Genomic DNA, 25,225 nt, shown 5'->3' with positions numbered 1-25,225 from the left:
CGATGAGCCGAATACTGATCGCCGAGGACAACGAGCGCATCTCGTCCTTCGTCGAAAAGGGATTGAAGGCCAACGGCTTCACCACCACCACTGTTGCCGACGGCATCAATGCGATCGACTGTGCGTCGACCGGAGACTTCGACCTCGTCGTGCTGGATCTGGGCCTGCCGGGCAAAGACGGGTTCGAGGTGATCGCATCACTGCGCGGCGCCGGTGTCGGAGTTCCCGTGATCATCCTGACGGCCCGTGATTCGGTGCACGACACCGTGACCGGCCTCGAAGGCGGAGCGGACGACTACATGACCAAGCCGTTCCGATTCGAGGAGCTACTCGCACGTATTCGATTGCGTCTGCGTGGCGGTGACCGAGAGCCCTCGGTCTCCGTTCTGCAATCGGGCTCTCTGGCAGTGGACCTGTTCACCAGACGTGCGGTGGTGAACGATGCGGTGGTGTCGTTGACCTCACGCGAGTTCGTTCTGCTCGAGATGTTTCTCCGTCACCCGCGGCAGGTCCTCTCGCGTGAGCAGATCCTCAGTCACGTATGGGGATACGATTTCGACCCCGGTTCCAACGTCGTCGATGTCTACGTTCGGATGCTGCGCAAGAAGATCGGTTCCGACCGAATCGAGACGGTGCGCGGCATGGGGTATCGACTGGCCTGAGCGGATCGCTCATGAAAGAACGCTCATCGACTGTTCATCGAAGTTTCATCGGTCGGCCGGAGACTGGTCGACATGAACACGGTCAGCTTCAGAACGCAGCCACCTCCGGTCCCGGAACCCTTGCAGTCGTGGCGCTTTCGCGACCTGCTGACCCGCAGGATGGTTCAGGTGGTCCTGAGTTCGGTTGCGCTGCTGGTGCTTCTGGCCGTACTCGCAGGCGCGGCGGACGGATTACCCGGCGCGGGACGAACCACGCTCGTCGTGTTCACTGCAGCTGTCGCACTCTGGGTGTTCACGAAGATCGACGACACCTACGTCGCCCTCGGTGCCGCACTGGCTCTGGTACTGACCGGTGTGGTGAGCACCGACGGACTGTTCGACACCCTCGGCGAGGAGACCATCTGGCTTCTCATCGCGGCGTTCATCATTGCCGCTGGAGTTCGCGAGTCCGGTTTGGCAACGCGCGCAGCAGTGTTCATCGTCAGCGGCGCGGGCACCGTACGCCAGCTGGCGCACCTGGTGACGGCCGCACTGATCGTGACCGCCTTCGCGATACCCGCCACCTCAGGTCGTGCGGCACTTGCGCTGCCCGTGTTTCTGGCGCTGGCGCAGGCGCTTGCCGAGCGCAAGCGAGTGGTGCGGGCGTTGGCAATCCTGTTTCCGACCGTCATCCTGCTGTCCGCCGTGGCGACCCTCATCGGCGCTGGGGCACATCTGATCACCAGCCAGGTGCTCGAGAGCGCCACGGGCACCGGCATCAGCTTCACCGCGTGGTTGTTGCTCGGTGTTCCGCTGGCCGTGGTCAGCAGCCACTGTTCAGCGGAACTCGTGCTGCTGCTGTTCACCGATCGTGAGGATCGTCGAATCCCACTGGCGGTGAACGTGTCCGATCTGGCGTCGCGGCTGCCGACGCCGGTGACGGGACCGCTGACCATCGCAGAGAACCGGGCCGCGACCCTGCTGGCCGTCGTCATGGTGCTGTGGTGCTCCGAACCGTTGCACGGCGTCCACCCTGCCGTCATCGCTCTGCTGGGTGCGTTGATCTCCACGTCACCGCGCTTCGGTACGACCGAGTTCGGAAAGGCTCTCGCTACTGTGCCGTGGTCGCTGCTGCTGTTCATGGCGGCGACGCTGGCCCTCGGGACCGCGTTGACGACGTCCGGTGCGGCAGGGTGGCTCTCGGACGGGTTGTTCACGGTGGTCCCGATCGGGTCGGCACCGCCCTGGGTGTTCATCGCGGTGGTGATCGTCGTCTCGGTTGCCTCGCATCTTCTGATTCAATCTCGCTCGGCGCGTTCGTCCGTCCTCGTTCCGCTGGTCGTGACCACGGCTCTGGCGCTCGGAGTCGATCCCGTGGCCGCGGCATTCGCCTCGACGGCTGCAGCGGGCTTCTGTCACACCATGCCGTCGTCGGCGAAGCCGGTGGCAATCTTTGCCAAAGCCGAAGGTGTGGAGACGTATTCACCGAAGGACTTGCTACGCCTGTCCGCCTTTCTCGCGCCGCTGACCGCAGCGACCGTGCTGTTCTTCGCCGTGTTCGTGTGGCCTCTGCTCGGCACCCCCATCGCCTGATCTCCCACCCTCGAAAAGGAATCGATCACCATGCCGTCTTCCACCCCGCTCCGGTTCGTCGTCGCCCCGTCCGGGTTCAAGGAATCTCTCGGTGCCGACGAGGTCGCGTCGGCTATTGCCGCTGGTATTCGCCGGGTGGTGCCCGGGGCCATCGTCAACTCGGTCCCCCTGGTCGACGGGGGTGAGGGGTCCGCTCGCGCCCTTGCCGGTGCCACCCTGGGCAAGGTGATCGACACCGTCGTGACAGGGCCGGTGGGCAAGCCGGTCGATTCCCATTTCGCTCTTCTGGGAACGGACGGGCCGGTCACAGCGGTCGTGGAGATGGCGGCAGCGGCCGGTCTGTCGCTGGTTCCGCGCGACATGCGCGACCCGACGGTGACCACGAGTCGCGGAGTCGGTGAGCTCATCCGCACCGCCCTCGACTACGGTGCCGAGCGAATCCTGTTGGGCTGCGGCGACTCCGGCACCTCGGACGGCGGTGCGGGGCTCCTACAGGCGCTCGGAGTGCGACTCCTCGATGCCGACGGCCTCGAATTGGGTGACGGCGGAGGCGAGTTGACTCGGCTCGACCACATCGATGTATCCGGCCTCGATTCACGGCTGACTCCGGGAAGCGGTGTGGAGATCAGGGTCGCATGCAACCCACACAACATTCTCTGTGGGCCCGGCGGGGTCGCACGGGTCTTCGCACCGCAGAAGGGGGCCAGCTCGACGCAAGTGGAGATCCTGTCGGCTGCGATGGACCGCTGGGCCGAGGTGTTGGAGCGTGACGTGTCGACGCGACCGGCCGGTCTGAACCTCCGCACCGGGCCCGGTACTGGTGCGTCCGGCGGGATGGGGGCAGGCGTGGCAGCGGTCCTGCGGGCCGAGCTGCTACCGCGCTTCGAGGTGATGCTCGATCACGTCGACCTCGACAGTCTCATCGCGACAGCCGACCTGGTGTTGACCGCCGAGGGGGCCATCGACCAGCAGACGCCCAAGGGGAAGATCCCGACGGAGGTTGCCCGCCGGGCCAAGCTCCATGGAAAACCGGTGGTGGCACTCGCGGGAACCATCGGTCTCGACGCCCGCGCCAACTACGACTCGGGTATCGACGCCTTCGCCGGCATTCTGCCCTCGCCGGTGGAATTGGTCGAAGCGCTCGAACGGGGTGCCGAGTTTCTGACCGATGCCACGGAGCGAGCGATGAGATTGATTCTGATCGGAGCGACCCTGGGCCGCTGAGTCGGCACCGGTCGAGCGGAATCGACCGCGCGCATCGTCCGTACGACGCACGAGAGCTGGTCGGGGATGTCCGAGCAGTGCGAATCGGCCCCGCAGACCTGCGGAAGTGTCCGAGGTCGCCGCTTCTGTCGGACCACCCGCGTAGCGTGACAGCGATGACGTCGATCACCGATCCGCGCGTACGCGAGTTTCTGTCCGCGGGCACCCGCACCGGAAAGCTCGGGTACCTCGCCTCCGACGGAAGGCCACTGGTGGCACCCATCTGGTTCGTCGTCGAGGGCGACGCGATCGTGTTCAACACCGGGGGAGACACGGCCAAGGGAAAATCGATCCGCCGTGATCCCCGCGTCGTCCTCACCGTCGATCTCGAGGAGCCGCCGTACGGATTCGTCCAGGTGCAGGGCATTGCGTCGGTCGACGAGGACCCGGCCGAGTTGGTCCGCACAGCGACCGAGATCGGGGCCAGGTACATGGGCCGCGAGCGAGCCGAGGAGTTCGGCACCCGCAACGGCGTACCGGGCGAATTGATCGTTCGGATCACGCCGACCAAGGTAATCGCCGCTTTCGACATGACGGGATGACGACCGGCGGGATCCGCGCTGTCGGGCCTGTAGATTGACCGGGTGCCGAATGGAGTCGGAGTGTGTCGGGCGACTCCGAATCGGGTACCGACTTGTAACGACCCGGTGCATACACACGGATATGTACTGAAAGGTAACTTCGACTTGTTTCCGGTGAGAAAATAAAGAACGACGTAGGCAATTTGCTCGATGTGTTCGGTGCCCACCGATCGCTGCCGATTCGGCAGCCGGTGGGGGCGCATGTGATTGTGGGAAAGAGAGGATTCGATTGGACCCGCTAGGTGTGGAAGGTGCTGGACGCGACGACGGAGTCGGCGGTCCTGAGCATTCGTCGTTCCCACTGTCACCGGCCCAATTGGGAATGTGGTTCGCGCAGCATGTGGACCCCTCGGTACCCGCGAACATCGCCCAGTACATCGAGCTGCACGGCGACCTCGATGTGGATCTGCTTCGTCGAGCGTCCTCACAGGCAGCACTCGAGCTGCAGTCCGGATTCGTGCGCATCGTCGAGATCGACGCCGAGCCCCGGCAGGTCGTCGATCCCACCCTCGACGACTCTCTGAACTACCTAGACCTGCGCGGCGAGGCCGATCCGCGGGCAGCGGCCCTGGCTTGGATGCACGGCGACTACAGCGCGCCCATCGACATTCTCCGCGACCGACTGATCGCCGCGACCGTCCTGCGCCTCGAGGACGACGTCTGGTTCTGGTACGAGCGCGTGCATCACGTTGTGCTCGACGGATTCGGTGCCGTCACGTTCATGAACCGCGCGGCCGAGCTCTACACCGCGGCGGTCGAGGGCACCGAACCGAGCAAGAATCTCGCATCGGACCTGACCAAGGTCTACGACATCGACGTGGCCTACCGTGACTCGAGCCGCTTCGAGGCCGACCGTGAGTACTGGGCTTCGCGGATCGACGGCATCGACGGAGTCACCACTCTCGCCGGTCACACCGCTGCCCCTGCGGCGACGAGCCAGATCGACAGCACAGCTCTGTCCGCCGAGACGATGGAAAGACTCGAAGCCCTGCGTGTCGAGACCGACACGACGATGGCGACCATCGTCATCGCAGGCTTCGCCGCCTACCTCGCGCAGATGACCGGACGTGAGGACGTCGTGCTCTCGCTCCCGGTCACCGCGCGCACCACTGCAGTGTTGCGCCGCTCCGGCGGCATGGTCTCCAACGTCGTTCCCCTACGTCTCGACGTCTCGGGTGACACCACCGTCGAGACGCTGCTCGCGCGCGTCAACGCCGAGGTCTCCGGGGCGCTGCGTCACCAGCGCTACCGGCACGAGGACATTCGGCGTGATGCCGGAGCGGTCAGCGGTCAGGCCTCGTTCTTCGGCCCGTGGGTCAACATCATGCTGTTCTTCGGCGAGGTGCGCCTCGGTTCGATGGTCGGCGGCATCAACATTCTCTCGACCGGCCTCATCGAGGATTTCGGGCTCAACCTCTACACCAGTGTTGCCGGGTCGACCACCCACATCGACTTCGAGTCCAATCCCAATCTGTACGCACCCGAGCAGTCCGGTCGGAACCACGAGAGGTTCGTCGATTTCTTCGCCCGGTTCGTGGCATCGGGGCCGAAGGACGCGGTGTGGGATCTGGCCCTGACCGAAGGTGTCGAACGCGAACTCGTCGTGGCCGAGTGGAATGCCACCGAGCACCCGACCGAACCACGCACGTTGCTGTCCGCCTTCGAGGCCGCCGCGGCCGCGCACCCCGACGCGACGGCCCTGGTGTACGAGGGGGAAGCGCTCACCTACGGCGCACTCTCGGCGCGGGTGAACGGTCTGGCTCGCCACCTGATCGACATGGGGGTAGGCCCCGAGACTCTCGTCGGACTCTCGATCCGCCGTTCGTTCGACCTCGTCGTCGGCATGTACGCGATCGTGGCGGCCGGCGGTGCCTGGGTGCCCATCGACCCCGACCACCCTGCCGATCGCACCGCGTACATTCTCGACTCCGCACAGCCGCGCTGCGTGCTGATCTCCTCTCGCGACGACGTTGCGCTGCCCGAGGGAACCGAGACGGTTGCGGTCGACCTCGTCGACTGCACGTCCAGGTCCGCGGAGCCGGTTCGGGATGTCGAACGTACTGCGCCACTGAGACTTTCGAACACCGCATACGTGATCTACACCTCCGGTTCGACCGGACGTCCGAAGGGTGTCGCGGTCGAACACGCGGCGATCCACAATCAGATGGAATGGATGCTCTCGGAGTATCCGATGGACGCCTCCGACGTCTACCTGCAGAAGACGGCCACCACCTTCGACGTCTCGCTCTGGGGTTTCTTCCTGCCGCTGCGGGTCGGCGCGACGATGGTGCTCGCCACTCCCGACGGCCATCGAGACTCGGTCTACGTGGCCGACAAGATCGCCGAACATCGAGTCACCGTCACCGATTTCGTGCCGTCGATGCTGACGGTGTTCGTGGCCAACGCGCCCGCGGGCACCTGCAGTTCGCTGCGCCACGTGTTCGTCATCGGCGAGGCACTGCCGGTCGAGACCGCGGCGGCGTTCCGCTCGATGTGTCGAGCCGGTCTGCACAATCTCTACGGCCCCACCGAAGCCGCCGTCTCGGTCACCTATCACCCCAGCGGCCCGCAGGACACCCGCACCGTTCCGATCGGTGTGCCCGAGTGGAACACGAAAGCCTTCGTTCTCGACGGTCGCCTGCGACCCACCCCGATCGGCGAATCGGGAGAGCTGTACCTCGCCGGCGTCCAGTTGGCGCGCGGCTATGTGGGCAGGCCCGATCTGAGCTCGGATCGCTTCGTCGCCAACCCTTTCGGCACCGGCGGCGAACGGATGTACCGCACCGGCGACCTCGTGCGCTGGCGCAGCGACGGCGTGCTGGACTACATCGGCCGGACGGATTTCCAGGTCAAGTTCCGCGGACAACGCATCGAGCTCGGTGAGATCGAAACGGTTCTGCTCGCCCACGAATCCATCTCGCAGGCAGTGGTGTTGGTGGTCCAGACGGTCACCGGTGATCAGTTGGTGGCGTACGTGGTCGCGACCCCGGGACGATCCATCGAATCCGCCGCGGCGATCGAGTTCGCCGGTCACTCCCTACCGTCGTACATGGTGCCTGCAGCGGTCGTCGTACTCGACGCCCTGCCGCTGAACACCAGCGGCAAGCTCGACCGAAAAGCGTTGCCGGAACCGATGTTCAGCAGCGCGAAAAAGTACCGGGCCCCGCAGAGTCGTGCGGAGTACGTCGTCGCCGGTATCTACGAGGATCTGCTCGGGGCCTCCAAGGTCGGTCTGGACGAGGACTTCTTCGAGCTCGGCGGCAACTCTCTGATCGCCACGCAGTTGGTGACCCGAGTGGGCAGCGCTCTCGGAGTTCGCCTCGGCGTTCGTGAGCTGTTCGAGGCTCCCACCGTCGGGGCACTCGCGGCCAGGGCCGAATCGGCGGCTCGGCTCGGGGCGGACACTCCGGTGCTGGAGTCGCGGGAACGGCCCGAGCGTATCCCGCTGTCACCTGCGCAACAGCGCATGTGGTTCCTCAACCGCTTCGACCCCACCACAGCGGTGTACAACCTGCCGTTCTCCGTGCGTCTGACCGGGCCGCTCGACGTGGTAGCACTGTCGGCCGCATTCGCCGACGTCGTCGACCGGCACGAGACGCTGCGTACCGTCTACCCCGAGGTGGACGGCTCTCCCGAACAGGTCGTACTCACGGCGGCGCGGACCCCGGCGACGATTCTGCCGGTCCGTGTCGAACGCGACGAACTGGGCGGTCGCCTGCACGAGCTGGTCGGCAAGGGATTCGACGTCACGGTCGACACACCGTTCCGCATCGCACTGTTCGAGATCTCACCGACCGAGCACGAACTCGCGATGGTGTTGCACCACATCGCCGCCGACGGGGCGTCGTTCGGTCCGCTGGCGCGGGATGTGCTGGTGGCGTACTCGAGCCGGATCAAGGGACGCGCCCCCGAGTGGACGCCTCTCGAGGTCCAGTACGCCGACTACGCGCTGTGGCAACGTGCGGTACTCGGTCCCGAGACCGATCCGCTGTCGCTGGCGTCGCGCGAAATCGCTTACTGGAGAGCGACTCTCGAGGATCTGCCCGATCAGTTGACATTGCCGTCGAGCAGGCCGCGCCCCGCAGTGTCCTCGAACGCGGGCAGCAAGCTCCGGGTGGACGTTCCGGCTCGTCTGCACGCCTCGCTGGCGAGCCTGGCCCGTGCCAACAACGCCTCGCTGTTCATGGTCATGCAGTCCGCGTACGCGCTGCTGCTCGCCCGACTCAGCGGCACCACCGACATCGCCATCGGTGCTCCCGTGGCCGGTCGAGGAGAACCCGCACTCGACGACCTGGTCGGCATGTTCGTCAACACCCTCGTACTGCGCACCGAAGTCGATCCGGCGCTGACGTTCGAAGAACTCCTCTCGCGCGTTCGTGACACGGACCTGTCCGCCTTCGCGCACGCAGACGTGCCGTTCGAACGCCTCGTCGAGGTGCTGAACCCGGTGCGTTCGACGTCCCGGCACCCGCTGTTCCAGGTCGCCATCTCGCTGGAATCGGCAATGTCTCGCGAACTCACCGTCGGTGGCCTGCGCGCCGAGGCCGCCGAATTCGATGTACCCATCGCCAAATTCGACGTACAGCTGTGGCTGACCGAGCATCTCGACGACGGCGCACCCGCAGGTATCGACGCGGTGTTCGAGTACGCAACGGATCTGTTCGACGCAGATCTCGTCGAGAGTTTCGCGCGTCGCTTCCTGGCCATTCTGGATGCGGTCACCACGGACGCCACCCTGCCGGTCGGCGACGTCACGATCGTCGATGCCGCGGAGCACCGGTCCGTGCTCTCGCAGTGGAACGCGTCCGGAGACGACGTCTCTCGCGAACTCACCCTGGTGGATCTGCTCGACGCTGCTGCTGCGGCGCACCCCGACGCTGTCGCAGTTCGCTTCGACGGCGCGTCGATGACCTACGCCGAGTTCGACGCGCACACCAATCGCCTTGCCCGCGTTCTGATCTCCCACGGTGTCGGCCCGGAAAGCCTGGTCGCCGTCGCCCTCCCGCGCTCGGCGGAACTCGTCGTCGCGCTCGTCGCGGTGATCAAAGCCGGCGGTGGATACCTGCCCGTCGACCCCAGCTACCCACTCGACCGAGTCGAATACATGCTCGACGACGCGCGGCCGACAACCGTTCTGCTGTCCGGCTCGGACCGCGTGGAACTGCCGTCAGACGTCGAAACTCGCACCGGCGCAGCACTGCTCGACATCGACACCCTCGATCTGTCGTCGGTGTCCTGCGATCCCGTCACCGACGGTGACCGGACGAGTCCGCTGCGGCCCGAGAACGTCGCCTACGTCATCTACACCTCGGGTTCGACGGGCAAGCCCAAGGGCGTGATGATTCCGCATCGCAACGTCGTTCGGCTGCTCGACAACACCGACTCGGTCTACGGCTTCGGTGCCGACGACGTGTGGACGATGTTCCACTCGTACGCCTTCGACTTCTCGGTGTGGGAGCTGTGGGGCCCGTTGCTCTACGGCGGCACGTTGGTCGTCGTCGACTACTTCACCTCACGATCGCCGGAGGCATTCCACCGGCTGCTCGTCGACGAGCAGGTCACGGTGCTCAACCAGACACCCTCGGCGTTCTATCAGCTCTCGGAGGCCGATCGCACCACGGCAACCGAGCACGGCGAACTGTCGCTGCGCTACGTGATCTTCGGTGGTGAAGCCCTCGAACAACGACGGCTGACCGGGTGGTTCGAGCGGCACGGTCACCGTGCGCCCCAGCTCGTCAACATGTACGGCATCACCGAGACGACCGTGCACGTGTCCTACCGAGCGCTCGACGCCGCGTCCGTCGAGAGCAGTGCGTCGGTGGTCGGCAAGCCGATCGCCGGACTGCGGGTGTTCGTGCTGGACACCCGCCTGCATCCGGTTCCGGTCGGGGTTCCCGGCGAAATGTACGTTGCCGGTGGACAATTGGCCCGTGGTTATCTCGGTCGCCGAGAACTGACATCGGTTCGCTTCGTGGCGAACCCGTTCGCGTCGGGAGCCGACGAGGGGTCGCTGCTGTACCGGACCGGTGACCTCGCGCAGTGGAACGCTGCAGGCGAGCTCGAGTACCTCGGTCGTTCGGACGATCAGGTCAAGGTCCGGGGATTCCGCATCGAGCTGGGCGAGGTGGAGGCAGCGGTGACCGCGCAGCCGACCGTCACCCAGGCCGCCGTGATCGTTCGTGAGGACTCTCCCGGTGCAGCTCGGCTCGTCGCCTACGTGGTGTCCGCTGCGGTCGACGGTCGGCCGATCGTCGACATCGAGGACATCAGAACCGGTATCGCAGAGATGCTTCCGGAGTACATGGTGCCCTCGGCCTTCGTGGTGCTCGACGCGATCCCGCTGACCGTCAACGGCAAGCTCGATCGCAGGGCACTGCCGGCTCCGGTGTTCGAGGTGCGCGAGTTCCGTGCTCCGACGACACCGATCGAGGAGATCGTCGCCGACGTCTTCGCCGACGTCCTCGGAGTCGAGCGTGTGGGTCTGGACGACGACTTCTTCGAGCTCGGCGGTAATTCGCTGATCGCCACGCAGGTGGTCTCGCGCCTGGGAGTTGCTCTCGATGCCACCGTGCCGGTGCGCATGCTGTTCGAGGCATCGACCGTGGCGTTGCTCGCAGTACGGGTGGAGCAGGCCGCAGGAGAAGGTGGCCGCATCGCGCTCGTCGCGACCGTGCGGCCCGAGCGAATTCCGCTCTCGCTCGCGCAGCAGCGGATGTGGTTCCTCAATCGATTCGACGCCGACTCCACCGCGTACAACATTCCGTTCGCACTGAGACTGACCGGCGAACTCGATGTCGCGGCGCTGCAGGTGGCGATCATGGACGTGATCGACCGGCACGAGTCGCTGCGCACCGTCTACCCGGACACCGCAGCGGGCCCGCAGCAGTCCATCCTCGACGCCGCTCAGACGGTGCCGAACCTGATGCCCGTTCCCACGTCCGCGGCCGATATCCAGCGGCAGGTCTTCTCGCTGGCATCGACGACGTTCGACGTGACGGTCAACGTTCCCATTCAGGCACGCCTGTTCGAGATCGGTCCTCGCGAACACGTCATCGCCATGGTGGTGCACCACATCTCGGCCGACGGCTGGTCGATGGGTCCGCTGGCGCGCGACCTCATGATCGCGTACGCCTCGCGCACCGCGTGGGAGAACCCGGCGTGGATGCCGCTGGAGGTGCAGTACGCCGACTACAGCCTGTGGCAGCGTTCGGTACTCGGCTCCGAGGACGATCCGCAATCACTGATCTCCGGTCAGGTCGATTACTGGGCTGACATGCTGGCCGGTCTGCCCGATCAGCTCGATCTCCCGACCGATCGGCCGCGCCCGAATCGCCAGTCCTACCAGGGATCGTCGATCCGATTCGACGTACCGGCCGAGGTCCATCGGGGACTGTCCTCGCTGGCCCACACGCACAACGCCTCGCTGTTCATGGTCGTGCACGCTGCTCTCGCGGTGCTGCTCGCGCGTCTGTCCGGTACCGAGGACATCGCGATCGGTACCCCGGTCGCAGGCCGTGGCGACGCAGCCCTCGACGACGTGGTCGGCATGTTCGTCAACACCCTCGTGTTGCGCACCGACATCGAGTCGGGTCGGACGTTCTCGGAGCAGATCGGGCGCGCCCGCGAAGTGGCGCTCGGCGCGTTCGGACATGCCGATCTGCCGTTCGAGCGTTTGGTCGAGGTGCTCAATCCGTCCCGATCGCAGGCGCGGCACCCCCTGTTCCAGGTGATGCTCTCGTTCGAGAACCTCACCCGCACGCACGTGGACCTACCGGGTCTGTCGGTGGACAGCGTCGCCCTCGATGCCGAGGTGGCGAAGTTCGACCTGCAGTTGACCGTCACCGAGTCCATCGGAGTGGACGGTCGCGGGCAGGGCATGGCCGCCGAGTTGACCTACGCGACCGACCTGTTCGACGCCGCGACGGTGAGAGGGTTCTCCGAACGTTTCGTGCGGATACTCGGTGCCGTGGTGGCAGATCCCTCGCTGTCGGTGGGAGACATCGACCTTCTCGACGACGGCGAGCGCGACCGAGTCGTGACAGCGTGGAACCGCACCGAACACGAGGTACCGGACCAGGTGACGCTGGTCGACCTGTTCGATCGTCAGGTGGCCGAGACTCCGGATGCGCAGGCGTTGGTGTTCGAGGGTGAGCGGTTGACGTATGCGGAGTTCGCGGGGCGTGCGAATCGTCTTGCGCGACTTCTAGTGTCGGTGGGGGTTGGTCCTGATTCGCTGGTGGGGCTCGCGATCGGGCGGAGTCTGGACCTGTTCGTGGGTATGTATGCGATCGTGAAGGCCGGTGCGGGGTATGTGCCGATCGATCCGTCGCAGCCGGTGGATCGCAACGAGTACATCGTGGCGACGGCGGCTCCGGTTCGGGTGTTGTCGACGACGCGTGATCATGTGGAGTTCGCGGGGGTCGAGACGGTCGATATCGACACTGTCGATGTGTCGGGTCTGTCGCCGTTGCCGTTGTCCGATGCCGAGCGCACGGCTCCGTTGCGGGCGTCGAATCTCGCGTATGTGATCTTCACGTCGGGTTCGACGGGTCGTCCGAAGGGTGTGGGGGTGTCGCACGAGGCGATCGTGAATCGGTTGTTGTGGATGCAGCACGAGTACGGGTTGAGCGCCGGGGATGTGGTGTTGCAGAAGACTCCGTCGACGTTCGATGTGTCGGTGTGGGAGTTCTTCTGGGCGTTGCAGAACGGTGCGTCGGTGGCCATCGCTGTTCCGGATGGTCATCGGGATGCGTTGTATCTGCTCGATGTGATTGCTCGTGAGCATGTGTCGGTGGTGCACTTCGTGCCGTCGATGATGTCGGTGTTCGTACCCGAGGTGGAGCGACGCCGAGCGTCGGGTGCCTCGCTGCGATTGGTGTTCGCATCCGGTGAGGCGTTGGCTCCCACCACCGCCCGCGCGCTACGGCGGGCAATCGCGGGAGTGGAGTTGCACAACCTGTACGGCCCGACCGAGGCTGCGGTCGACGTGACCTATCACGCGGTCACGGACGAGGATTCGGAAGTCATGCCCATCGGTGCGCCGGTGTGGAACACCTCTGTCTACGTGCTCGATTCGCGACTGAATCCCACTCCCGTCGGTGTCGCAGGTGAGCTCTATCTCGCGGGTACTCAGCTGGCACGTGGCTATGTGGGACGGTCGGACCTGACCGCGGACCGCTTCGTGGCCCATCCGTTCGCAACGGGCGGCCGACGCCTCTATCGCACCGGCGATGTCGTGCGGTGGAACCGCAACGGCGAACTGGAATACGTCGGTCGGTCGGACTTCCAGGTGAAGCTGCGTGGCCTGCGCATCGAACTCGGCGAGATCGAATCGGCACTGTTGGCGCAACGCTCGATCTCCCAGGCGGTCGTGGTGGTCCGCCACGAGCAACTAGTGGGGTACGTCGTGCCGTCCGGTGCCTCGGTGGAGACCGGGGCAGTCCTCGGCGCGCTGCGGTCTCGACTGGCGGAGTACATGGTGCCGTCGACGCTGATCGTGCTCGAGGAATTCCCGCTCGGAGCGAGTGGAAAGCTCGACCGCAAGGCCCTGCCCGATCCCGCTTTCGAGGTGACCGAGTACCGGGAACCGACCAACGACATCGAACGGACCGTTGCCGAGGTCTTCGCCCAGGTCCTCGGACTCGAGCGTGTCGGTCTGGACGACGACTTCTTCGATCTCGGTGGAAACTCCCTCATCGCAACGCAACTGGTGTCGCGACTGGGTGTCGCCATGGACACCCGAATCGCGGTGCGAGAGCTCTTCGACACCTCGACGGTGGCCGATCTGGCCGCGCGGTTGGGCACACTGGTCGCCACCGGAAGCCGTCCACCGCTGGTGCCTCAACAACGGCCGCAACATATTCCGTTGTCTCTGGCGCAGCAGCGTATGTGGTTCCTCAACAAGTTCGACGTCGAATCCGCGGCCAACAACATTCCGATCGCCGTGCGACTGTCCGGTCTGCTGGACCGTCGCGCCATGCAGATCGCGGTCGCGGACGTCGTGGCCCGGCAGCAGTCCCTGCGCACGGTGTTCCCGGAGACCGACGGAACCGCTCATCAGGTCATCGTCGACGCAGCATCTGCCACACCGGATCTGACGCCCATCGAGATCGCCGCCCACGATGTCGCGGGCGCGTTGCGAGATCTGGCGACCACCGGATTCGACCTGTCGAAGGACCTGCCCTTCCGGACCAGACTCTTCGAGGTCAGCCCAACCGAGCACCTGTTGGTTTTCGTCGTCCACCACATCGCGGCCGACGGATTCTCGCTGGGCCCGCTCACCCGAGACGTGATGAACGCGTACGCGGCTCGCTCGCTGAACCAGGAGCCCTTCTGGTCTCCGCTGCCGGTCGACTATGCCGATTACAGCCTCTGGCAGCGCGAAGTACTCGGTTCCGAGGACGATCCTCAGTCGGTCGTGTCGCAGCAGATCGACTACTGGACAACCGCTCTCGCCGGCCTGCCGGACCAGCTCGACGTGCCGTCCGATCGCCCGAGGCCCGTGGTGGCATCCAACAGTGGTGCGCTCGTGCGGTTCTCCATCGACGAGGATCTGCACCGCGCACTGATCGATGCCGCCAGAGCAGAGAACGCATCGCTGTTCATGGTGGTGCACACATCGTTGGCCGTACTGCTGTCGCGGTTGTCCGGCGAAGCCGACATCGCGATCGGCACCCCGGTCGCCGGTCGTGGCGAGGCCGCCCTGGACGACTTGATCGGCATGTTCGTCAACACCCTGGTGTTGCGCACCGAGATCGACACCTCGCGTCGATTCGACCAGGTGCTCGCCGACACCCGCGAAACCGACCTGTCGGCCCTGGCCCACGTGGACGTACCGTTCGAGCGTCTCGTCGAAATCCTGAACCCCGCCCGATCCACGGCTCGTCATCCCCTCGTGCAGGTGGTGCTCGCGTTCCAGAACCTGGGACAGAAGGATCTCGAACTGCCCGGACTGTCGGTCTCGGGTGTCGACTTCGAGACCCTGGTCGCGCTGTTCGATCTGCAGTTCACGTTCGTCGAGTCGATCGGACCCAGCGGCGCTCCGCAGGGCATGACCGTCGACGTCACCTACGCCACCGATCTCTTCGACGAGGCCACGGTCGTCGCACTCGGCGATCGCCTGATCACAGTTCTCGAAGCCGTCGCGGGCAACCTCTCGACCGTGGTCGGCGACATCGAATTGCTCGAGCCCGTCGAACGCAGGCGGGTGCTGGTCGACTGGAACGACACCGAGCACGAGCTCGACCGGGCCCAGACATTGGCCTCGCTCGCCGGGCAGGTCGATTCGGCCTCCCCTGCACTGGTTTTCGGAGACGACACTCTCACTCACGGCGAATTCCAGGAGCGGGTCGCCCGCCTGGCTCGGTACCTGATCGCCCACGGTGTCGGACCCGAGAGCGCGGTGGGCATCGCTGCCCGTCGCTCGGTGGAACTGCTCGTCGGAATTCATGCGATCATCGCCGCCGGTGGTGCGTACGTTCCGATCGATCCGGACCAGCCGGCCGAGCGGATCGCGCACATTCTCGGAACCGCGGCACCGGTCTGCGTGCTGACCACGTCGCGCGACGAGGTGGCGGCCGACGGCGTCGAGGTCATCGATATCGACACCCTCGATCTGTCCGGCTTCTCCGATACGCCGATCACCGACGCGGACCGAATCAGTGCGCTGGCACCGTCGAACACCGCCTACGTCATCTTCACATCGGGTTCGACCGGCCAGCCCAAGGGTGTGGCCGTCACGCACGAGGCGATCGTCAACCGCCTGCTGTGGATGCAGTCGGAGTACGAGCTCGCCGCCGACGACGTCGTGCTGCAGAAGACCCCTGTCACGTTCGACGTGTCGGTATGGGAACTGTTCTGGCCGTTGCAGATCGGTGCCACACTGGTCATCGCGAAGCCCGAGGGCCATCGCGACCCGCAGTACCTCCTCGAGACGATCGAGGCGCAGTCGGTCACCACGGCACACTTCGTACCGTCGCTGCTCGAGGTCTTCGTCTCCGTCGTGGCTGCGGCACCGTCGCCTGCGGCCACCTCTCTGCGGACTCTGTTCGCGTCCGGCGAGGCGCTGCCCGCCGAGGTCGGCGACCGGCTCCGACGCGTCCTGCCGGGCGTGGCGCTGCACAACCTCTACGGTCCGACCGAGGCTGCGGTCGACGTCACCTATCACGCGGTGACGGAGGCGGACGTCGACCTCGTTCCGATCGGTGTGCCGGTGTGGAACACCAGAACGTATGTTCTCGACGCTCGACTGTCTCCGGTCGCTCCCGGGGTGGCGGGCGAGCTGTACCTCGCCGGGGTTCAGCTGGCGCGCGGCTATCTCGGACGGACGGACCTGACGGCCGATCGGTTCCTTCCCGACCCGTTCGGAGAACCGGGTACTCGCATGTACCGCACCGGTGACCTGGTGCGCTGGCGTGCAGTGTCCTCGGGTTCGGGACGGCTGGAGTACCTGGGCCGCACCGACTTCCAGGTCAAGCTGCGTGGACTGCGCATCGAACTCGGCGAGATCGAGACCGTGTTGCGCAGACACCCGTCCGTGGAATCCGCCGTCGTTCTGGTTCGGCAGACCGCTGCCGCGGGCGACCAGCTGGTCGCCTACGTGGTACCCGCGGTCGGCGGGACCGTCGACGTCGCCGAGCTGGCCGACTTCGCGTCGCGCTCGCTCGCGAGCTACATGGTTCCGGCCGCGACCGTCGTGCTCGACGCACTGCCGCTCACGCCCAACGGCAAGCTCGATCGTCGCGCTCTGCCGGAGCCGAACATCGAGCAGCGCCCATTCCGCGCGCCGTCCACCACATCGGAAATCGTTGTGGCAGAGGTGTTCCGCGATGTTCTCGGTATCGATGTCGTCGGTGCCGACGACGAGTTCTTCGCTCTCGGCGGCAACTCCCTCGTCGCCACGAGAGTCGCGTCGAGAATCGGCGCGGCACTCGACACCACCGTGACCGTCCGGACGATCTTCGAGGCCTCGACCGTGTCCGCACTGGCGGCCAAGCTCGACGAGCTCTCGGGTTCGGGCCGTCGGATTCCTCTGGTGCGCACCGATCTACCGGACCTGGTACCGCTCTCGCTCGCGCAGCGCCGGATGTGGTTCCTCAATCGGTTCGACCCCGAATCCGCGACGGAGAACCTCCCTGTCGCCATCGAGCTCAGCGGCGATCTCGACATTGCCGCTCTGCACGCGGCAGTGGCCGACGTGGTCGAGCGACACGAGTCCCTGCGAACGGTCTACCCGGAGGTCGACGGCGTCGCCTCTCAGGTGATCGTTCCTGCGGAACAGGTGACGCCGGATCTGGTGCCGACTGCGACCACCACCGCCGAACTGCCGTCGGCCCTGGCGGCGCTGGCCATGGGCGGGTTCGACGTCACCGCTGCGCCGCCGTTGCGTGCGGCGTTGTTCGAGCTCGACTCTGACCGCCACGTTCTCGCGTTCGTCACCCACCACATCGCAGCGGACGGCTTCTCGATCGGTCCCATGACTCGGGATCTGATGGTTGCGTACGCAGCCCGTAGCGCGGGCACCGAGCCCGGTTGGACTCCACTCGCCGTCCGCTACGTCGACTACACCCTCTGGCAGCAGGCCGTCCTCGGTTCCGAGGACGATCCGACGTCACCGGTCTCGAACCAGATTCGGCACTGGACTCGTGCGCTGTCCGCGCTGCCGGACGAGGTCACCTTCCCCGGCGATCGTGTCCGCCCGGACCGGTCGTCGTACCGCGGCGGCAACATCACGCTCGCCCTCGACGCCGAGACGCACGGCCGCCTCGGCGACGTGGCCCGCGCCAACCAGAGCTCGCTGTTCATGGTGTTGCACTCCTCGCTCGCCGTGCTGCTGGCCCGACTGTCCGGTGAGACCGACATCGCGATCGGAACCCCGGTCGCAGGGCGCGGTGAGGCAGCCCTCGACGACGTCATCGGAATGTTCGTCAACACACTGGTGCTGCGGACCGACATCGATCACGGCGACGCGTTCACCGAGCTTCTGGCTCGGGCACGCGAGACGGACCTGTCGGCGTTCGCCCACGCCGAGGTGCCGTTCGAGCGGCTCGTCGAGGTACTCGACCCACCGCGGTCGGCTGCTCGTCACCCGCTCGTCCAGGTGATGCTCACCGTGCAGAACATGGAGCAGACCGAGCTCGAACTCCCCGGCCTGAGCGTGCGCGCAGTCGACCTCGACGTCGAGACGGCCAAGTTCGACGTTCAGTTCACCTTCACCGAGAACCACGTCGACGGCGGCATGACCATCGACGTCACCTTCGCCCGCGACCTGTACGACGACAGCACGGCACGTGCACTCGGTGAACGCCTGATCCGCGTCCTCGAGTCCGTCGCCGGCGATCCGGGTCAGCGAATCGGCGACCTCCCGGTGATGGACGAAGCCGAACGCGGCCGGGTGCTCGCGCTCGCCCAGGACGCGCCTGCCGTCGCCGATTCGCTCGACACGATCGTCGATCTGTTCGCCGCTCGGGTGGCCGAGGACCCCGACGCTCCGGCAGTGGTGTTCGAGGGTGCTCACAGAAGTTACCGAGAGATCGACGAGTCCTCGACTGCGTTGGCGAGAATCCTCGCCGCTCAGGGAGTAGGGCCGGAGTCGTTGGTGGCCGTCGTGCTGCCGCGCACCGCCGATCTCGTCGTGGCACTGCTCGCGGTGCTCAAAGCCGGTGGTGCCTACGTCCCGATCGATCCGTCCTACCCGGCCGACCGGATCGAATTCGTGCTCACCGATTCTCGTCCGGTTGCCGTGCTGACATGGACCGGTGTGGACGTCGCGCTTCCCGCAACGCTTCCCAGGATCGATATCGACACGGCCCCGGCCGACGGCGACGGGGCGTCGGCCGATCCGGTTCCGGCGTCCGCGGCATCGACGGCGTACGTCATCTACACCTCGGGCTCGACGGGCAAGCCGAAGGGCGTTCTGATCCCGCATCGCAACGTCGTACGGTTGTTGGCGAACACGGCTCGGCACTTCGATTTCGGTCGACACGACGTGTGGACGCTGTTCCACTCGTTCGCGTTCGACTTCTCGGTGTGGGAACTGTGGGGCCCGCTGACCACCGGCGGTAGCGTCGTCGTGGTCGACTACTTCACCTCCCGGTCGCCGGAAGCATTGCGGGAGTTGCTCGTTCGTGAGCGTGTCACCGTTCTCAACCAGACTCCGTCCGCCTTCTACCAGCTCGATCAGGTCGATCGCACCGCAGGCTCGGCAGACGACTATTCGTTGCGGTACATCGTGTTCGGTGGTGAGGCGTTGGAACTGCGACGACTCACCGGTTGGTTCGAGCGTCACGGCGACGATTCCCCGCAACTGGTCAACATGTACGGCATCACCGAAACCACGGTGCACGTCTCGCACCGTGTCGTGGACGCGCGGTCCGCGGCACAGGCATCGGGATCCCTTGTGGGACGCGCCATCTCCGGACTGTCGGTGTACGTCCTGGATTCACGGCTGTCGCTGGTACCCGCAGGTGTACCGGGGGAGATGTACGTCTCCGGTGGTCAGGTCGCGCGCGGGTATCTCGGTCGCGCCGGGTTGAGCGCGACGAGGTTCGTCGCCGATCCTTTCGCAGGCGACGGATCGGTGCTCTACCGCACCGGCGACGTGGCACGGTGGTCCACCGACGGCGAACTCGAGTTCGTCGGTCGCGCCGACGACCAGGTCAAGATCCGTGGTTTCCGCATCGAGCTGGGCGAGGTCGAATCCGCCGTCGCATCCGCTCCCGCCGTCGGGCAGGCAGCGGTGATCGTGCGCGAGGACACTCCCGGTGCCGCACGCCTGGTTGCGTACGTCGTGCCCGCGGCCGAGTCGACGATCGACATCGACGTCGTCAGGGCAGCGGTCGGGGAGAATCTTCCCGAGTACATGGTGCCCTCGGCGTTCGTGGTTCTCGACGCGATTCCCTTGACCGCCAACGGAAAACTGGACCGACGAGCCCTGCCCGAGCCGGCGGCGCGCACACGTGAGTTCCGGCCACCGACCACTCCGGTGGAGGGCATGGTCGCCGATGTCTTCGCCGACGTTCTCGGCATCGAACGGGTCGGTCTCGACGACGACTTCTTCGAGCTCGGCGGCAACTCGCTGGTCGCGACGCAGGTGGTGTCCAGGCTGGGTGCTGCAGCGCAGACGACCGTTCCCGTCCGCGCGCTGTTCGAGGCCCCGACGGTCGCTGCTCTGGCAGCGCGGGTCGAGCAGGGTTCGGGCGCAGCTGCGCGTCCGGCGCTGGTGGCATCGACGCGACCGAGCCGAGTGCCGCTCTCGCTCGCACAGCAGCGGATGTGGTTCCTCAACCGCTTCGACTCCGAGTCCACGGCGTACAACATCCCGTTCGCGCTTCGGCTCAGCGGACGCCTCGACGTCGACGCGTTGCAGCGTGCCGTCTCCGACGTGATCCAGCGTCACGAAACTCTGCGATCGGTGTACCCGGATTCACCCGAAGGCCCACACCAGGTGATCGTGCCGATGTCGGAGGTGCCGACCACACTCGAGGTGATCGACACCGACGCGGCGTCGGTGACCGCTCGGGTTCTGGAACTTCTGTCGGCGACCTTCGACGTCACGACCCGGGTTCCGCTGAAGACCGCGCTCTTCCGCGTCTCGGACACCGAGTTCGTACTCGGAATGGTCATCCACCACATCAGCGCCGACGGTCTGTCGGTGATGCCGTTGTCCACCGACGTCATGACCGCATATGCCGCTCGCACCCGCGGCTCCGATCCCGCGTGGGCGCCGCTGCCGGTGCAGTACGCCGATTACGCACTGTGGCAGCGCCAGGTCCTCGGATCCGAGGAGGACTCGGAATCGATTGCTGCGCAGCAGATTCGGTACTGGGAAGCTGCGCTGGCCGAGCTGCCCGAGCAGATCGAACTTCCGCTGGATCGTCCGCGTCCCGCCGAGCAGACCTTCCGGGGCGGCCGTATCGATTTCCGGATCGACGCAGCCGCGCACGCTCGACTCACCGAACTGGCACGTGCGCACAACGCGACGGTGTTCATGGCGGTGCACGCGGCGTTCGCCGTCCTGCTCTCGCGTATATCGGGATCGCCGGACATCGTCGTCGGAACCCCCATCGCGGGTCGCGGTGAAGCGGCCATCGAAAACCTCGTCGGCATGTTCGTCAACACGTTGGTGCTGCGGCTCGACGTCGCGGGGGGAGCGAGTTTCGAGGACCTTCTCGACGCGGCTCGAGAGACCGACCTGCAGGCGTTCGCCAACTCCGACATACCGTTCGAGCGGCTCGTCGAGGTGGTCAACCCCACCCGGTCGACGGCGCGTCACCCGCTGTTCCAGGTCGGCTTCTCGTTCCAGAACTTCGCTCGCCGAGAATTCGAGCTCGACGGACTGGACATCTCGGCACTGGACACCGAGACCGGGACGTCGCAGTTCGACCTGCACCTGATCGTCTCGGACGCCCCGCGCGAGGACGAGGTGTCGGGCGGCTTCGATGCCTTGTTGACGTACGCGACCGATCTGTTCGACGAGCGCACCGCTCGCTCGCTGGTCGCCCGGTTCGAGGGCGTTCTCGACGCCGTCGCGGCGTCCCCTTCGACCCCGGTCGGCGATCTCGATCTGTTCCTCGACGGTGAGCTGCCCGCCATCGTCGACGAGTGGAACGACACCGACCGCGACTTCGATTCCGCAGACGGCACCACGCTCGCCGATCTGTTCGTGGACTCGGCAGCGCGCAACGGTGACGCCGTTGCACTCGTCCACGACGACGGGACGCTGACGTACGGTGAGTTCTCCGAACGGGTCTCGCGTCTGGCCCGCCACCTGATCGGCCTGGGCGTCGGACCCGAAGTGCCGGTGGGGCTCGCCATTCGGCGATCGGTGGATCTGCTCGTGGGCATGTACGCCATCTCCGTGGCCGGTGGTGCCTACGTCCCGATCGATCCGGATCAGCCGGCCGAGCGCAACGCGCTCGTGTTGGAGACCGCAGCTCCGCTGTGCGTGCTGACATCCGGTGCCGTCGGTCCGGAGATCTCCTCTGCAGCCACGGTCGTCGATCTGACACAGCTCGATCTCGCGAGCTTCTCGCCCGCGCCGGTGGATGCCTCGGAGCGCTCGGGTGTGCTTTCCGCCGACAACACCGCTTACGTCATCTTCACGTCCGGCTCCACCGGACGCCCCAAGGGCGTTGCGGTCTCGAACGGCGCCGTCGTCAACCAGTTGAACTGGTTGCGAGCGGAGTACGGCCTTGACGAGACCGATGCGGCGCTGCTCAAGACCGCAGCGACGTTCGACCTGTCGGTGTGGGAGTTCTGGTCGCAGTTGACCTCGGGTGGACGACTCGTCGTCGCGAATCCGGAGGGGCATCGCGATCCCGATTACCTGCTCACGCTGGTCCGTCGACACTCGGTGACGACGTTGCATCTGGTCCCGTCGATGTTGTCGATGCTCGGCACCGTCGCCGCGGGCGAACTGTCACCCGATCTGCGACGCGTCCTGGCCATCGGTGAAGCACTACCCGCGGCGGTTGCGCAGGATTTCCGGCGGCACAACGGTTCTGCCGAGCTGCACAATCTCTACGGCCCGACCGAGGCAGCGGTGTCGGTGACCTCGCACCCGGTCACCGATGCCGACACCGTCGCCGTGCCGATCGGCGTGCCCGAGGCCAACTCCGCCGTGTTCGTGCTGGACTCTCGCCTGCATCCGGTTCCGGCCGGGGTCACCGGGGAGCTCTACCTCGCGGGCACGCAACTCGCGCGGGGATATTTCGGGCGAGCAGACCTCACCGCGGAACGGTTCGTGGCCAATCCGTTCGACACGAACGGAACGCGGATGTATCGCACGGGCGATCTCGTGCGGTGGCGGGTTCCGCTCGTCGACGGCGAACCGGCAGCGGCCCGCCTCGAGTACATCGAGCGCGCCGACTTCCAGGTCAAGATCCGCGGATTCCGCATCGAACTCGGTGAGATCGAGGCAGCCCTGCGCGCTCAGGCAACGGTGGCCGACACCGCCGTCGTGGTGCACAGCGGCGAATCGATGGGGGACCAGCTGGTCGCCTACGTCGTCGGGCAGTCCGGGGCGGTACTCGACGTGGCGAGTGTCGAAGCCGAACTCGCTCGCGCCGTGCCGTCGTACATGGTTCCGGCAGCGTTCGTCGTCCTCGATGCCCTGCCGCTCAACGCCAACGGCAAACTGGATCGACGGGCCCTTCCGGCACCGCAGTTCGAGGTTGCCGAGTTCCGTGCCCCGGTCACTCCGATCGAGGAGATCGTCGCGTCCACCGTGGCGGAACTGCTCGGCCTCGACCGCGCCGGACTCGACGACGACTTTTTCGCCCTCGGTGGAAACTCCTTGGTCGCAACACAATTGGTCTCGAGGTTGGGTCAGGCGCTCGACGCTCAGATTCCGGTGCGAGCAGTGTTCGCGGCGTCCACCGTCGCGGGCCTGGCCGCCCACATCGCCCCGCTCGTCGGTGGCGGTGCGCGCCGAGAACTGACCGTCCGAGAGCGACCCGATCTGCTTCCGCTCTCGATCGCTCAGGAAAGAATGTGGACGATCAACCGGATCGACCCCGGTTCCTCGGCCTACAACATCCCGGTCGCGGTCCGGTTGACCGGCGAGCTCGACATCGACTCCCTGCGCGGGGCATTCGACGACGTTCTCGGACGCCACGAGATTCTGCGCACGGCGTACCCCGACTCGGTGGACGGGCCGGTCCAGCAGATCGGTTCCGTCGCCGAGGTAGGAATCGAGCTGACGCCCGAGCAGGTGGAACCGGATGCGGTGATCTCCCGCCTGACCGAAACCCTCGGTGCCGGGTTCGACGTCACGAAGTCGGTTCCGGTGCGGGCTGCTCTGCTGCAGGTCGGCGAGAACGAACACGTACTGGCCGTGGTGGCTCACCACATCGCCGCCGACGGCTTCTCGATGGGTCCGCTGATCCGGGATGTCATGGTGGCCTACACCGCTCGGGTTGCGGGGGAGATGCCGGCATGGACGCCGCTACCGGTCCAGTACGCCGACTTCGCGCTGTGGCAGCGTGAGGTGCTCGGCAGCGAGAGCGATCCCGACAGTCCGCTCGCGAAGCAGCTCGCGTACTGGACGACCGAGTTGGCGGGAGCACCGGAACAGTTGGCGCTCCCGCTGGATCGACCGCGGCCGCCTCGCCCGACGATGCAGGGTGCCTCGTACGATTTCTCGTTCGGCACCGACATCGCATCGGCGATCGAGAAGATCGCTGGCGAACACTCCGCGACGACGTTCATGGTGGTGCACAGCGCCTTCGCCGTGCTGCTCTCGAGGCTGAGCAACTCCTCCGACATCAGCATCGGCACACCCACTGCAGGTCGCGGCGAACAGCAACTCGACGAGCTCGTCGGCATGTTCGTCAACACGCTCGTGTTGCGCACTCGACTGAACCAGAGCGGTACGTTCGTCGAGCTGTTGCAGCAGGCCAAGGACAAGGATCTGGCGGCGTTCGGTCACGCTGATGTCCCCTTCGAGCGACTCGTCGACGCACTCGGCCGGGCGCGATCGAGTGCCTACACTCCGCTGTTCCAGGCGATGTTGACGTTCCAGAACCACGTGACCGGAACGTTCGAGCTGCCGGGTCTGCAGGTGCAAGCCTTGCCCGCAGGCGAGGACCAGGCCAAGTTCGATCTGCAGCTGACCGCCGTCGAACGATTCGACGACACCGGGGCACTGCGCGACATCGAGGCGACGTTCACCTACGCAACGGCGATCCTCGACGAGTCGTCGATTGCGACCTTCGCCGATCGGTTGCTGCGGATTCTGAACGCCGTCGTGTCGGATCCGGACGTGGTGCTGCGGTCGATCGACATCCTCTCCGACGAGGAGAAGGCGGAGTTCGCACCGCGAACCAAACCCAAGACGGTGGACGATCTGCCCGAACTGGTTGCCCGGGCAGCGACCGTCGCACCCGATGCGGTGGCCATCGAACACGAATCGACAACGGTCGATTTCGCTGCTCTGCACGCCAAACTGGCGCAGATGTCGGCAACGATGGGCTCTGCGATGAAGCCGCAGGCTCTGGTGACGGTCACGCTGTCGGCACTGATTCCGGGTATCTTGCCCGCCCTCGGTGCGGAGGGGCTGACCGCCGCTCTGGCATCGTTGATCGAACGGGCGGAGTCGGTGATCGCGTCGTCGTGACGAATGCCGAGTTCGCCGGTTGTGCACGTGGA

Annotated in this window: 5 protein-coding genes; all 5 read left to right on the top strand. The window is 66.0% G+C overall.

What is annotated here, in order from left to right; translation table 11 throughout:
* The first annotated feature begins 2 nt into the window (after window positions 1-2).
* The gene (locus NY08_RS09255) at window positions 3-662 is read left to right on the top strand and encodes a response regulator transcription factor (protein ID WP_045195981.1); all 660 of its coding nucleotides are present in this window, start codon (window positions 3-5) and stop codon (window positions 660-662) included.
* Between the two features lie 72 nt (window positions 663-734).
* Entirely contained in the window at window positions 735-2,234 is a 1,500-nt protein-coding gene (locus NY08_RS09250) for an SLC13 family permease (protein ID WP_082073739.1), read from the top strand.
* Window positions 2,235-2,264: 30 nt separating this feature from the next.
* Window positions 2,265-3,458, top strand: coding sequence for a glycerate kinase family protein (locus NY08_RS09245; RefSeq protein ID WP_045195979.1), 1,194 nt, complete (start codon window positions 2,265-2,267; stop codon window positions 3,456-3,458).
* A 155-nt stretch (window positions 3,459-3,613) separates the two neighbouring features.
* The gene (locus tag NY08_RS09240; RefSeq protein ID WP_045195977.1) at window positions 3,614-4,039 is read left to right on the top strand and encodes a PPOX class F420-dependent oxidoreductase; all 426 of its coding nucleotides are present in this window, start codon (window positions 3,614-3,616) and stop codon (window positions 4,037-4,039) included.
* Window positions 4,040-4,322: 283 nt separating this feature from the next.
* Window positions 4,323-25,193 (top strand): non-ribosomal peptide synthetase, encoded by a 20,871-nt coding sequence (locus NY08_RS09235; protein WP_045195975.1) that lies wholly within the window; start codon window positions 4,323-4,325, stop codon window positions 25,191-25,193.
* Window positions 25,194-25,225: the final 32 nt, after the last annotated feature.

The sequence above is a fragment of the Rhodococcus sp. B7740 genome, from assembly GCF_000954115.1.
Lineage (GTDB): Bacteria > Actinomycetota > Actinomycetes > Mycobacteriales > Mycobacteriaceae > Rhodococcoides.
Note: the sequence above shows the minus strand (reverse complement) of the source record. Positions and strands in the feature narration are given on the sequence as shown.